The sequence below is a fragment of the Leptolyngbya boryana PCC 6306 genome (assembly GCF_000353285.1).
In the GTDB taxonomy this organism is placed as follows: domain Bacteria; phylum Cyanobacteriota; class Cyanobacteriia; order Leptolyngbyales; family Leptolyngbyaceae; genus Leptolyngbya; species Leptolyngbya boryana.
Window position 1 is genome coordinate 200381 of record NZ_KB731325.1, and the last position, 14319, is coordinate 214699.

The window sequence follows — 14319 nt, forward strand, 5'->3', positions numbered from 1 at the left end:
AAGGCTGTTCGGCATCGAGTGTTACTGACTCAAAATACTCATCCTGTGCTGAAGCGTCGAAGTCGAAATGCCTGCAAGCCAGGATATGCCGGACGCAAACGCGGGGAAGCCGTTCGGACTCGTACCACGATTGAGCAGGCACATACTCGTGAATGGTTGGGGAACTTTGCAGAAGCTGGGAACTGTAACTCGAAAGAAGATCTCAAGCGATCTTGCACCGTAATTCAGCGCTACTGTGCGCGATCTACTTCACCCGTGACAGCGCTGTTGCGCTTAGATGGGCTGTATGGTGGTGCGAACTATGTTACCCTTCTGCAACAGCGCCAGATGACGTATATTACTCGCTGTCGCGACTATCATCTGCTCAAAGAGCCAACCGTCAAAGCGATTCTCGCGACCGCTCCTCAACAACAATACCTTCACCCTGATAGTCCTGAGATCACCCGCGATTTGTTTGATATTGAATGTTTGGATGCCACTCGTCGCGGCTACCTTGAACCGATGCGATTGATCATTGTGCGATTGATTCGATTCTCCAAGCAGAAGCCCAGTGTCGGCAAGTGTGAGGGTAAGTACCTCTACGAACTATTCCTGACCTCATTACCGCCCTCTTGCTTTAGTGCAGCAGATGTCCTCAGTCTCTACAATGGGCGAGGTGGATTTGAGCAAACGCTATCTGAAGAGGATAGAGAGCAAGACTGCGACCGTTGGTGTAGCTGGCAGCCAGAAGGACAAAGCTTCTGGCAAATCTTAAGCCAATGGGTGTGGAACTGGCGCATTCAAGCAGGATGGCAGTCCCAAGCCCAACGTCAAATCCGACAAACGCTTTGGTCGCCTGCTCTAGACCAGCTAGAAACTCAAGAGTGCTCAGCCCCGACCATTGCTCCCCAATCTTTGCTATCCACACCGACCGTTAACCCACAACTTGCACCTTCTCCCAAGTATGGAGCAATGGTTGCCGTTCCAGGCTGGGGACAGAGCCGTCATAAGTACTCTGGTAAAGATTTTAAGATCATTGATGATGAAGTAATTGAGTGCCCTGCTGGACATCAGATGGATCGTCAAGAGGTGCGCTACAACCGAGTAGGCGATATGCAATTGGTCTTTGGAATTAAAGCCACCATTTGCCGAATCTGTCCAGTCATTCAGCATTGTCATGCAGATCGCTCAGCCAACACACGCGGTCGTCGGATCTGGGTGACTCGTGCAAAACTGCCAACGCCACCACTCCTTGCAGAAGTGCCAGAAATTATTGTGAAACAAAGCCTTTCCGCACTGAACGTTGGCACACAAGCGATCATCTGGACAGACATTCCAGCCACTCAGTTTCGACGAAAGCTAAAATGCAATCTAGAACGCAATCAGATTCAGATTGAAGCAGTTTCTGCTCATCGCCAAGCTATCGATTCAGCTCAACCCTTGCTCACTCGCCAGCAACGCGCCCATCGCCGCTTGAGTTGGGAGCAACGCTTGAAACGGAATCAATTGCAGGGGAAAGCGGTGAATTGGAAAGTCCAATTTTTTGGCATCTCTTCGAGTCTTGCTGAGTTTCTCAAATGCCCACATATTCCCGGTTTTCAGCGCTCATGATGCACTCCTTGCGCATCGCGTGGGAACAGCAGTTGTTCCTCGGTAGCAATAAATCTGGCAAGCTGCTGCCGAATTCGATCCGAGCTTTGTTTTCGACGGTCTAGAGCACTGAAGGGTTCCGATTCACCCCGTTGTTTGCGATCGAGCGCGGTCAAAACTTGTTGTTTCCATTGCTGAGAGTCAACAACGAGTTGATCCACCCGTTGGACTTGGCTGGGATTGTCTGAAACCAGGTTCCTCAACTGACTCAAGTTGGCATCGATCTCAGCATTTGCTTGCTCGTAAGGTTCCAGAAAATCCTGCCTTCCTGTCAGCAAATATCCTCGCAGCCCCGTTTCCATGTCCAGTAGCAACTTCTGAGTCGTGTTCGCTTGGGAAATCACTTGATTGGTATGATCGACCCAACGCAGCGCAGACAACAACCGAGTGATTTGCCAAATAGACATCCCAGAAAGCAGCAACAATAGCACGATCGGCAGAGCGATCGCACGAGTCAATCTCCGGCGGAATAGGGACTGGGAGAGTGCAAGCAGCATAGCCTTATCATAAGGGTCAATTTAACGCAGCGCAGTCACTAGAAATCGTCTTACACACTTTGAAGTAATACTTTTGGGAAAAATTAATTAGCCAACCTTTCTCCTCGTCAGTAAACTTGCAATTGTTTTGACTAACTCCTCTGGTTCTAAGGGTTTAGCAAGATGCTGTTGAAATCCGGCAGCTAGGGCTTGCTGATGATTTAGTTCTCCTGCATAGGCAGTGAGCGCGATTGCCGGACTTTGCTGTGCAGGTCGCAGTTCTCTAATTTTTTGCAGCAGCATATACCCATCCATTTCCGGCATCCCAATATCACTGACAATCACATCGGGTTTGCTGTGGAAAAAGACTGCCAGTGCCTCGATCGCACTGCTAGCAACAGTCACGTTCGCGCCTGCTTGTTCCAGAATAAAGACGGCTAACTCTCGTGCATCCGGTTCATCATCCACGACTAAAACGCAAATATCTTCTAAGGGATGAGGCAACAGGGAAAGTGAATCTAGGTCAGCCCCCGTCTTGATACTTTTGCCTGCGTCCTGGATGAGTGGCAGTCTTACGGTGAAGGTTGCGCCCTGATCTTCTCCAGGACTCTCTACGCCGAGGGTTCCGCCGTGTAGTTCGACGAGGTGACGCACGATTGCAAGTCCGAGTCCCAAGCCACCAAACTGACGGGTGATCGATGAATCTGCCTGCCGAAAATATTCAAACACATGGGGCAGAAAATTTGGGTCAATACCTCGACCAGTATCGGTCACTTGAATTTGGGCATAGCGTTGTCGGCTTTGGCTTCTAGAGGAGGGTTGAGTTGAATTTTCTACTGGGGATCTAGAAAGTTCAACGACTTCTAACCGGACAGCTACCGTTCCACCGCTCGGTGTGAATTTTACAGCATTGGTGAGTAGGTTCCAGACAATTTGCTGAAGCCGCGCCGCATCGCCTAAAACTTGCCCAAGTTCTGGAGCAAAACTCGTCTGAAGCTGAATCGATTTCGCCTCTGCCGCTAACCGCACCGTTTCCAGGGCGGCTTCAATCGTCGATCGCAGATCAACCGGAGTCATGTTCAAGCTGAGTTTGCCTTGCAGAACTCGGGAAACATCGAGTAAATCTTCAATCAGTTGGGTTTGCAGTTTGGCATTGCGTTCGATCGTTTCTAGCGCATGAGCCGTTTTTGCTGCATCTAACTTGCCGCTAAGAAGTATCTTCGTCCACCCCAGAATCGGATTGAGCGGGGTTCGCAACTCGTGGGACAACACGGCAAGAAATTCATCCTTGACTCGATTGGCGGCTTCTGCTGCACTTCTAGCCGTGCGTTCTGCTTCATAGAGATGAGCATTTTCAATCGCGATCGCAATTCGATGGCTAATGTCTTCTGCTAACGCCAGATCCGCTTCCCCATAACGGCGCTCGGATTCTGCGGTGACAAAAGCAATTGCGCCTAGAATTTGTCCTCGTGCCACCAGTGGCGAGAGAATGCAGGACTTGAGACCCAGTTCGTGCAGGAGTTGCAAATGTTGCTCATTCTGCACGGCAGCAGCGAGGGCTGCATCGGAAATTTCAGCCACGAGTTCTGACATTCCTGTTCGCAGTACCTTGGGCACTCCTTGGGCTGCATCCATTGCCACGGGAAACTGTCGATGAATTTGCCACCCCAATTCCACTTTTGCCGGATTACGATGAGCCACAGCGATGCGGTGAATAGATTGATTTTGCACGAGGTCGATTGAACACCAATCAGCAAAAAATGGCACGACAAGGTTCGCCACCTGGGTTAGTGTGTGCTCGCAATCTAAAGAAGACGCTAGAACCGTGCTGACTTCCGAGAGAAACGCGGCTCTTCGCTGGTCTGCTTCGGCTTCAAGTCGTGCCGTTTGCTCTTGAACCTGCTGCCGTAACAATTCAGCGCGTTCGGCTTCGTTCTGTTTGCGCTCGGTAATATCCTTGTTAATGCCAATAAAGAAAAGAGGATTTCCGGCTTTGTTGTACACCGTTCTAGCAGTAGTTTCGATCGCCACCTCTGAACCATCTTTGCGCTGACAGGGAACTTCCCCGAAAAATCCTCCCGTTTCGTCCATGATCCGAATCATTTCTGCCAACTTTGTCGGTTGGATATTCGGGTGATGCAGGAAATTGACGGGTCGCCCGATCGCTTCTGCTGCCGTATAGCCAAAAATTTGCTCCGCATTCCCCAACCACCGTTGAATTTTGCCTTCTAAATCAGTCATCAGAATGGCATCTGGCATTTGTTGTAATGCAACATCCGAGATCAGTAGCTCCGCTTCGGCTTGTTTACGCTCGGTGATGTCATGCATGACTACGACCGCTCCCTGGCTCTGTCCCTGGCGATCGACAATTGCCTGTCCACTGGCTAGCAGAGTTCGCGGAGTGCCCTGTTTCGGGGCAATCACCATTTCAACATTCTGTACGGTTTCTCCCTGCAACGCCCGAAACAATGGAATCTCGTCTTGTGTCAGTAACGTTTTACCATCGGGCTGATATAAGTCGTAGCATTCTGCCCACTGACCCGGTGGCAACGGTTGTTCTGGCAACCCATGAAATTCTCGTGCTGCCTGATTAAACAGGGTCAAAATTCCTTCGGCATTGCACGCAACAATCCCTGCCTGCACAGTGTCTAGTAGTATGCTGAGTACTTCTTGCTCTTTTTCCAGCAGAGTTTGGGCTTGCTGTCGTTCTGTAATTTCTAATTGAAGTTGATCATTGGCTTGAGATAGCTCGATCGTTCGCTGTGCAATCAGATTTTCTAAATCTTGCTGTGTCTGTTGCCGCGCTGCTTCGGTCTGCTGCCGCTCTAGTTCGGTCGTAATTCGGAGGACAAAGATAGCTAGGAGCGATTCCGCAAGCTGGACATCCGCTAGAGGTTTCGTATCCATCACGCCGAGTAATCCGAGCGGTGTCCCTGTGGCATCAAAAAATGGAATCGCAACATAGCTTTCTATACTCAAAGGCTCCAAAAGTGGCGCATTGGGAAACCGCTCTTGAACACGATTTGGATAGCAACACAGTTCTCGTTTTTGCAGGACTTCACGGCAGGGAGTGTCTCGCAGCCAATAGTCAAAGTTATCAATGATTTGCCCTTTAGCACAGACCGCGATCGTCTGAATGCTCTCTTGTTCCTTGCCGCTGACTAACCCAATGTAGGTATAGTCAACCCCTAGCGTTTTTGTGAGATGTTGCACCAGCGCTGTAAAAAAATCACTGCCGACTCTTGCAGACACGCCTTGGGTAACTTCCAGTAATGCAGCATCAATTTGCTTCACTTTGCGGGCGGCTAACCGAAGCTCTAGTTCATCGATCACCATTGCGGCAAGATCAATCAGTGTTGTTTCCTGTTGATCGGTGAGTGCCTCACGAGGTTGGGAATCGAGCAAGCAAAGTGTTCCCAAATTAAAGCCGTCATGGGTGATTAACGGCGCACCCGCATAGAATCGTACACCCGATTCACTTTGGACAAAGGGATTGCAGCCGAGGCGATCGTCTTGCCGCGTGTCAGGAATGACCAGAATTTTGTCAGACAACAGCGCTAAACTGCAAATCGTTGAATCGCGATCGACTTGCTGGAGGTGGAATCCATAGGCAGACTTAAACCAGCCTCGCGATTCATCAATCAACGACACCAGCGCGATCGGGACATCGAATAACCGGGCTGCTAGTGAGGTGATGCGATCGAAGGCAGTTTCGGGGGGGGTGTCCAGAATATCGTAGCGCCGCAGTGCTTCTAAACGTTCTGCTTCATTCAGGGAAACCGCAGGGGTAAGGTCAGTTGCTGTCGCGGCAGGAGTAAGAGCTTCAGTCATGGGAATCGATCCAGGGAAAAATTTGAAAGTGAGCGGAGAAGATACGTTGCCTGACTAAGTTGGCTTGAGGGGGTCAGGCTGTTTACCCACAAGGGATGCGATCGCATTCACTAATTGCTCTGGCTCGATCGGTTTGGTAAGATGCTGCTGAAATCCGGCAGCCAGGGCTTGCTGATGATCCAGTTCCCCCGCATAGGCAGTGAGCGCGATCGCTGGAAGCTGTTTCTCGCTGATCCGAAGGTGATAACGAATCTGCTGCATTAACTCATAGCCATCTATTTGAGGCATCCCAATATCACTGAGTAGGATATCTGGTTGGGACTGGGACAAGATCCTTAACGCTGCGGCTGCGGAATCTACGGCGGTCACGATCGCCTGCTCCAGCTCCAGCAAAAATGCTACATAATTCCGTGAATCGGGATCATCATCCACTACTAAAATCTGTAAACCCGTGAGCGATTGAGCAGGCGAGAGCGTTGTGGAATGATGGTCTATCCATTTTCTCATGGCTCTATCGCCCCATTCCCTCCGTAGCGGCAACTGAATCGTGAAGGTGGCTCCTTGTCCCATTCCGGCGTTCTCTGCCCAGATTGTCCCTCCATGCAGTTCAACAATCCGTTTGACGATCGCGAGTCCCAATCCCAGACCGCCAAACCGTCGGGTCGTAGCTCCATCTTCCTGACGGAAATACTCAAACACCTGCGGCAGAAAGTCTGGCGAAATCCCAATGCCAGTGTCACGGACGACAATTTGGGCATATTGGGTCATGGGTGCTGGGTCATGGGTGCTGGGTGAATCATCGCTGACCCACAACGGTTGTGTCGCGTTTTCGTTAGCGTTATCCGCATCAACCCATGACAATCCGACCTCCACGCGCCCTCCTGTGGGTGTGAATTTAATCGCATTGGAGAGCAGATTCCACATCACCTGTTGCAATCGAGCCGCATCGCCTGAAATCGGTTGCACATCTGGGTCAAGAGAGGTTTGGATCGCGATCGCTTTAGCGTCAGCCGCGAGTTGTACAGTCTCTATTGCAGCAGCAATGATAGATTGCAGTGGCACGGGAGTTACATTCAGCGACAACTTGCCTTGCATGATTCGAGAGATATCCAGCAAGTCTTCAATCAGTTGCACCTGCAATCTAGCATTGTGTTCGATCGTCGCCAGGGCTTGGCTGACTTTCTCTGGTGTAAACTGATGCGTTTGCAACATCTTTGTCCAACCCAAAATCGGATTGAGGGGAGTACGGAGTTCGTGGGAAATGGCAGCGAGGAATTCATCTTTCATGCGGCTGACGAGTTCTGCTTGTTCCCGTGCGGCTTGTTCGCGGCGCAAAAGCTGTTCTCGTTGCTGTTCAATCTGTTTACGAGCCGTAATGTCGGTCGTAGAGCCAACGACCCGAACGACTTGACCTTGGCGATCGCGGATGAGATAGCCCCGATCCCAGACATTGACCCAATGCCCCGCTCGATGACGAATCCGATACTCCACATCATAGTGATTGCTCTGCCCGGATACGATCGCTGCCCAGTGCTGCTCGACTTGGTGGTAATCCTCTGGATGCATTTTCTCTCCCCACCAAGCCGAGTTCTGGGGAACCGCTTCAGGAGGGAAACCGATCAACTCATACACGCCTTCAGAACGATAAACTTCCCCAGTTTGCACATTCCAGTCATACACCATGCCCGCAACCGCACGTGCCGCCAGTCGAAATCGCTCTTCGCTTTGACGCAGCAACTCTTCTGCCTGTACCTGCTCAGTGATATCCATCACCAAGGAGAGAACCGAGGCCACTTGCCCAGTCGCATCCGTGAGCGTGGAGTTATACCAGACGCAGTGAAGGATGGAGCCGTCTTTGGTGTAGTTGCGGTTCTGGGAAATAATTTGAGGTTCAGTGCCAGATAGGATGCGTTGGGAAACTTCCGTGATGATTGGAGTATCGTCCTCATACACCAGGTTCAGATCACTGATATAGGTGCCCAACACTTCCTCTGCCTTCCAACCAAACATTTGAGACACAGCACCCGACCACCGTCGAACAATCAGATTCGCATCCCATTCGATCACCGCCATTGGGGTGTTCTCCACATGGGAGTTCAGTCGTTTTAGCGCTTCCTGCAAAGAATTTTCTGTTTGCTTGAGTTCGCTCAAATCTAGATAGAAACAAACGATCAGTTCCTGTTCGGTATGCGGTTCATCGATCAGCGCTCCACCGATCAAAATTGGGACGCGATGTCCATCTTTGTGGAAGTATTCCTTTTCAAACGGGGTACTCACTCTGTGCTGGCGGAGTTCCTCCCCTGCTTGCAAATCAAGGTGTAAGTATTCTGGTGGTGTGAGATTAATCCAGAGAATTTGACCTGCTTCCAGTTCTTCTCGGCTGTATCCAATCAGGTTGAGCAGGGCATCGTTGGCATACAGCATTTTGCCGCTGAAGTCCCCGATCGCTACGCCAAACATGCTGATTTCTACCAATCGTCGGAATATGGCTTCGCGACGCTGGAGGTCTTCCTGAGAACACTTGAAGTCATGAATATCCACAGCAACGCCGAACCAGTGATGAATTCTGCCACTGCTGTCCTGAACTGGCGAACTGCGGCTCAGGAACCAACGGTACTCTCCATCGGCTCTGCGGAGGCGATACTCCATCTCGAACGGTTGTCCCTGCTGGGTCGATCGCTGCCAGCCCTGGTGAACGAGGTCTCGATCGTCCGGGTGAAGCGCAACTGTCCAACCCCATCCTTCTGCACTGCCAAGCGGTAGTCCGGTGTAGTCATAGAACCACTGATTGGCAGAACTGCACTCGCCCTTTGGCAAATTGATCCACAGTATCGCTGGGACTCCCTGACTGAGAAAACGATCGCACATTTCAATCTCGGACAGAGGCGCGAAGGTTGTGACCACCGCCCAAGGAACTGTGTTGTTTTGCTGAAAGAGCGGTTGGGCGTTGATCTTCAGCCAGACCAAATCCCCATTCGGTTGATAAACTCCCATGACTTCGCCAGTCACGGGTTGTCCCGTTCGGAGTGCCACCATTGGGGGATGACTATCTCCCGGAAAAGGAGAGCCATCGGTACGGATCGTCTGCCAAGGGCAATCGATGTAGTGGCAACCCTGCATTTGAGCCAGGGTAAATCCCAAAAATTTTTCCGCTACTGTGTTACAGGCTTGAATGCTTCCGTCTGCAAGTTGTAACACCATCCCAACCCGATCATCTCCAGAAACGAGCGCTGATGATCCAGTTTCAGTCGCTTGCCCATTGTGCTGCTCGGAGAAATCGTGACCGGATGTCTGGTTGTTAAGCATTTTTAGAACTCAATGTTAGGGAATGAACTAGGGAAGATTTAGCGACAAGAGCTGTTATCGCAGGCGATCGAGTAAGTTGACAATCGCTTCGATTAATTTGTCTGGCTCAATCGGTTTGGCAAGGTGTTGTTGGAATCCAGCACTCAACGCCTGTTGCTGGTCAAGTTCTCCGGCATAGGCAGTGAGTGCGATCGCTACGCAGTTGCGCTTTGCGCTAATCGCTGGAATCCTTCCTCCAGGTTGGGCGGACGGCAATTCCCGTTGTGAAGCCTCGAAAAGTCGTACTTGGCGCATCAGCATATAGCCATCGATCTCCGGCATCCCAATATCGCTGATTAACACATCTGGTTGCCATTGCGCCAGAATCGTTAGGGCTTCCGTTGCTGAGGCTACCACCTTGACCTGTGCCCCTTGTGCTTCTAGAATCGTCAGCATCAAGTCGCGCGTATCGGCTTCGTCATCGACCACCAGAATGTTCACGTTGTGTAAGTCAGCCGTTGAAGTTGTCGGGAACCGTTCTAGGTCAGTTGCTGAGGGGAAAGATTGTAATGGCAAGCGAACTGTAAATGTTGCTCCTTGTCCTTCCCCGGCACTTTCCGCGCGAACTGTTCCACCGTGCTGTTCGGTCAAATGCTGCACGAGCGCGAGTCCTAATCCCAGTCCGCCAAATTTGCGGGTCGTGGCTCCATCTTCCTGACGGAAATAGTCAAACACATAGGGTAAAAAGTCAGGGCTGATGCCTTTGCCTGTGTCCTGAACCTGGATCTGAGCAAACCTGTCACAGTGATCGAGGCGCACTTCGACCCGTCCGCCTTGTGGCGTAAACTTGACGGCATTGGTGAGCAAATTCCAAACAATTTGTTGGAGCCGAGCCGCATCTCCTGAAACCACGCTCTCATTATCGTTTAGGGCTGTATGAATCTCAATGTTTTTCGCTTCTGCGGCTAGATGAACGGTTTCGATCGCTGCCTCGATCGTCGTTGCCAAATTCACGGAACTGATGTTCAGCACCATCTTGCCCTGCAAAATCCGCGAGACATCGAGCAAATCTTCAATCAATTGGGCTTGCAGTTTGGCATTCCGTTCGATCGTGGCGAGTGCCTGAGCCGCTCTTTCTGGGCTAAATTTCTGGCTTTGCATCAGTTTCGTCCACCCTAGAATCGGATTGAGCGGCGATCGCAGTTCGTGGGACAACACCGCTAAAAATTCATCTTTGATGCGGTTCGCTCGTTCGGCTTCTTCACGAGCCGTTTGTTCTGCCACCAAACTACGAGCCAATTCAGCTTGGGCGTGTCGTTGCTGAGTCACATCGCGCAGGGTGACGATCGCGAGGATCACCTGCCCTTGCTTATCCCGAACCGGCGTGCCGCCATAGTTGCCAATAAAGGTTCTACCAATGTCGCGACGATGAGCTTGGATCTCACAATTGGAGAACGTTTCACCCTGCAAAGCTCTGGCGATGGGCCATTGCTCCATCGGGACGAAACTCCCCTGCAAATCATGCACCTCAATCGTCTCAGGGAACTTGTGTAAGTGTCGCTGGACTTGCTCAAGCGAATCGTATCCATGTATCGCCAGCGCGGCTGGATTAAATGTGAGAATGTTGCCCTGCGGGTCAGCAACCACTAAGCCCTCCGCCATGTGGTTAATCACCGCTTCGAGTTGCCCTAAGCTCGTCTCCAATCGGTGCAGCAATTGTTCACGTTCGGCTTCAGCTTGCTTACGATCGCTGATGTCCCCGATAACCCCAATCAAACGAAGGGGCGTACCGTCGGGTGCTAAATCGAATTGTCCACTAAACTCAGCCCAGCACCACTGACCCTTATCGTGCCGACGAATGCGGCAAACTCCCTGAAAGGAGCTGTTCTGCATCATGCTTTCTGCTAACTTCAGTTCAAACGCCTCTCGGTCTTCGGGATGAATGACGTTGTTGATAAACTCGACTTTGTTCAGTGTGCCTTCCGCCAAAGTGCGCCCGAAAATTTCGTACATCCGGGCGTTTTCCCAAACGGCATAATCGGTCTGGATGTTCCATTCAAATACGCCTAGGTTCGCCGCGCTTGTTGCCAAGTCGAGGCGTTGTTCTCGTTCGCGTAATGCGGCTTCTGCTTGCTGACGTTCTGCTTCGTTGCGCTTGAATTCACCTCGATCCAGCACGAAGCCAATCACGGTCTGCTCGTCCCGCGTCACCGAACCCAGAAGCATGGGCACTCGCGCACCATCTTTACGAATGTATTCTGTTTCAAACGGAGTGCAAACGTCAGTCGTGCAGCGTTCTTGCTGGGCATGGCTACATTGGTTCCACTCGGATCGCTGAGTTGCTTCCTGATACTCTGGGGGGACTATCTCGTTCCAACGAATTCGCCCAGACAGCAAATCCTCCCGTGTGTAACCTAACATTTGCAGAAAAGTATCGTTTGCTTCGGTAATCGAGCCGTTCCGATCTGCCTGAAAAATGCCGATGATATTAGCCTCTGACAGATGAGCAAATTGGGCTTCGCTGTCACGCCAAGCCTTCAGGTTTGCATCGGCGCGTTTCTTGGCACTCCGTTGAGCTTCATTCAAAGAACTGATCAAGATTGCCGCGATCGCAAACACACTCAACTGGAACACGGCTCTTAGGTTAGCTAAATCGAGCGAATAGAGTGGTTCAAGGAAAAAATAGTTTAGAGCGACCGTAGACAACAGCGTTGCGAACAAGCCCGCCCCGAATCCTCCTAACCAAGAACTGATCATCACTGCAACAAAAAACAAGGCAGCCGGAGTGCCTCGCAGCAGGGGATCGAGTAGCAGCGTGATACTCAGGGCAGCAGCGACCGCCAGCAGTGCAATACTGTAGCGCCAGACCGAAGCCTGGATTTCCAGATCGAACTGGGCTGGAAAAAACCGCTGTAGTTTTGCAGTGATTGTCCTAGTGACCATCGTTTTTCTCCTTAGCCCGACTTGATTTCATGCGGTGAGCATTTGCAGCATTTACTGACGCAATCACCCTGACTAGTTCCTCTGGCTCGACTGGTTTTGCCAGATGGTGTTGAAACCCGGCTGCAATTGCCTGTTGCTGATTCATTTCTCCCGCGTAGGCAGTCAACGCGATCGCGGGAATCTTTCCGCCTTGCTCTGCGGGTAAGGCTCTGATCTGCTGGAGCAACATATAGCCATCCATGTCTGGCATTCCAATATCGCTCAACAGAAGATCAGGTTTGGATTGAGTGAAAACTGCCAACCCTTCAAAGCCAGAAGCAACCGCTAACACTTGTGCCCCAGCCTGCTCTAAGAGAAAGGCAATCAATTCGCGAGTATCCGTCTCATCCTCGACTACTAAAACCCTAATCCCATCTAAACCCAGGGTTAGATCAGGCTCTAAACTCTCTGTGTCTGTCTCTGCTTGGGTTGGCATCAGCGGTAGCCGAACGATAAAGGTTGCTCCCCGTCCTTCTCCCTCGCTCTCTGCTCGAATCGTACCGCCGTGCAGTTCCACTAAGTGACGGACGATTGCGAGTCCTAATCCCAGTCCGCCAAACTTGCGAGTTGTTGCACCGTCCTCCTGGCGAAAGTAGTCAAACACATAGGGCAGGAAATCTGGAGCAATGCCCTTGCCCGTGTCTCGGATGATCATCTGAGCTTGATCGCCAAGGTTCTCTAGCCGGATATTGACTCGTCCCTCAGTCGGTGTGAATTTGACCGCGTTGGAGAGCAAATTCCAAACCACTTGCTGAAGGCGGGCGGAACCCCCTAGAATTTTTCTAACTGAAGTATCAAGCTCTGTCTGAATCTGAATTGACTTCGCCTCAGCCGCCAACCGCACCGTTTCCATTGCGGCTCGAATCGTCGCAGCTAAATCGACGGGAACCATGTTCAGGCTCAGTTTACCTTGCAGAATCCGCGAAACATCGAATAGATCTTCAATCAGTTCAGCCTGCAATTTCGCATTGCGTTCGATCGTGGTTAAGGCTTCCAGCGTCCTAGCCTGATTCAGTTTGCCGCTTTGCAGCAGTTTTGACCAGCCCAAAATCGGATTCAGCGGCGTTCGCAACTCGTGAGACAGCACCGCTAAAAATTCATCTTTAATGCGGTTGGCAGCTTGGGCTTCTGCTCGTGCGGCTTGTTCCCGTCGTAGCAGGTGTTCGCGCTCGGCTTCAGCCTGTTTGCGCTCGGTAATATCTAGCGCAATCCCAGTCATCCGGATCGGCTGATGATCTGCATCATAGAAGGTTTGACCGATCGCTGTGATCCAGCGTGCGCCGTGGATGGGGTGGTGAACGCGAAACTCGACATTGAGATCGCTCTGGTGTTCTAGAGACTCACGGGCAATGCGATCGGCGCGATCGCGGTCTTGTTCCACAATCGAGTCCAACCAATTGTCGTAGGAGGGCTGAGTTGTTGCCGGATCAAGTCCATAGAGTTGATAATATTCTGCTGACCAAGTGACCTGATTCGTCACAATATCCCAATTCCATACACCCGCTTTGGCTGCCTGTTGAGCAATCCGCAATCGCTCCTCGCTTTGGTGTAAGGCGGACTCGGCTCGTTTACGATCAGTGATATCCGTCGTAAACCCACACAGGACTTTACCCGGAAAGCCGACATCTTCAGCAGGGAGTTTAATCGAGAGAAAGGTGTGACGACCATCAGGGAGATCCAGCGATTCCTCTAGTTGCACCAGCTTGTTTTCCGCTAATATCCGGCGATCGTTCTCTAAAATCTCCTCCAAGTTTGGGTCGGAAAAAATTTCTCGATCGCGCTTTCCCACAATTTCTTCGACTGAGCGACCTGCCAATTGAGCAAAATGACGGTTGACCATCAAGAGTCGTCCTTCCTGGTCTTTGATATAAATAACCCCTGGTGTATTGTCCAAAACGCTCTGAAGCAACCGTTCGGTGCGATGCTGTTCCGTAATATCCTGTAAACTTGCGATCGCGCCGACTAGTGTTTGATTGTCCACAATCGGTACAGCGTTAATTAAAACAGCAACCTCAGAGCCATCTGCTCGTTGAATGAGAAGTGCCCTGTTCTTCACTGCTTTGCCTGTCCTTAACACTTCAGCGATCGGTGTGTCAGCATAACATATTCCCTGAGC

General features: G+C 51.1%; 6 protein-coding genes. 1 reads left to right on the forward strand and 5 read right to left on the reverse strand.

What is annotated here, in order from left to right:
- The coding region (locus LEPBO_RS0131915; protein ID WP_017291666.1) for a hypothetical protein at window positions 1-1590 on the forward strand (1590 nt) is incomplete at its 5' end.
- Here the strand turns inward: LEPBO_RS0131915 and LEPBO_RS0131920 are convergent.
- From LEPBO_RS0131920 to LEPBO_RS0131940, 5 genes are all read right to left on the reverse strand, one after another.
- Window positions 1578-2126 (reverse strand): CHASE3 domain-containing protein, encoded by a 549-nt coding sequence (locus LEPBO_RS0131920; RefSeq protein ID WP_017291667.1) that lies wholly within the window; start codon window positions 2124-2126, stop codon window positions 1578-1580. The genes LEPBO_RS0131915 and LEPBO_RS0131920 overlap by 13 nt on opposite strands.
- An 87-nt stretch (window positions 2127-2213) precedes the next feature.
- Window positions 2214-5936: a GAF domain-containing protein gene (locus LEPBO_RS0131925; RefSeq protein WP_017291668.1), complete on the reverse strand. Its 3723-nt coding sequence runs from the start codon at window positions 5934-5936 to the stop codon at window positions 2214-2216.
- 54 nt (window positions 5937-5990) lie between these two features.
- On the reverse strand, window positions 5991-9242 hold the full coding sequence (locus tag LEPBO_RS0131930) for a PAS domain-containing hybrid sensor histidine kinase/response regulator (protein WP_017291669.1): 3252 nt from the start codon (window positions 9240-9242) through the stop codon (window positions 5991-5993).
- A gap of 54 nt (window positions 9243-9296) precedes the next feature.
- Window positions 9297-12164 (reverse strand): hybrid sensor histidine kinase/response regulator, encoded by a 2868-nt coding sequence (locus LEPBO_RS39020; RefSeq protein WP_017291670.1) that lies wholly within the window; start codon window positions 12162-12164, stop codon window positions 9297-9299.
- Window positions 12154-14310, reverse strand: a complete 2157-nt coding sequence (locus tag LEPBO_RS0131940; RefSeq protein ID WP_144056423.1) for a PAS domain-containing hybrid sensor histidine kinase/response regulator — start codon at window positions 14308-14310, stop codon at window positions 12154-12156. The genes LEPBO_RS39020 and LEPBO_RS0131940 overlap by 11 nt, the downstream gene beginning before the upstream one ends.
- Between the last annotated feature and the right edge of the window lie 9 nt (window positions 14311-14319).

Bases quoted from the DNA above. Each gene is read 5' to 3' on its own strand.
- LEPBO_RS0131920 (WP_017291667.1), bottom strand. From the start codon at position 2,126: ATGCTGCTTGCACTCTCCCAGTCCCTATTCCGCCGGAGATTGACTCGT.
- LEPBO_RS39020 (WP_017291670.1), bottom strand. From the start codon at position 12,164: ATGGTCACTAGGACAATCACTGCAAAACTACAGCGGTTTTTTCCAGCC.
- LEPBO_RS0131925 (WP_017291668.1), bottom strand. From the start codon at position 5,936: ATGACTGAAGCTCTTACTCCTGCCGCGACAGCAACTGACCTTACCCCT.
- LEPBO_RS0131930 (WP_017291669.1), bottom strand. From the start codon at position 9,242: ATGCTTAACAACCAGACATCCGGTCACGATTTCTCCGAGCAGCACAAT.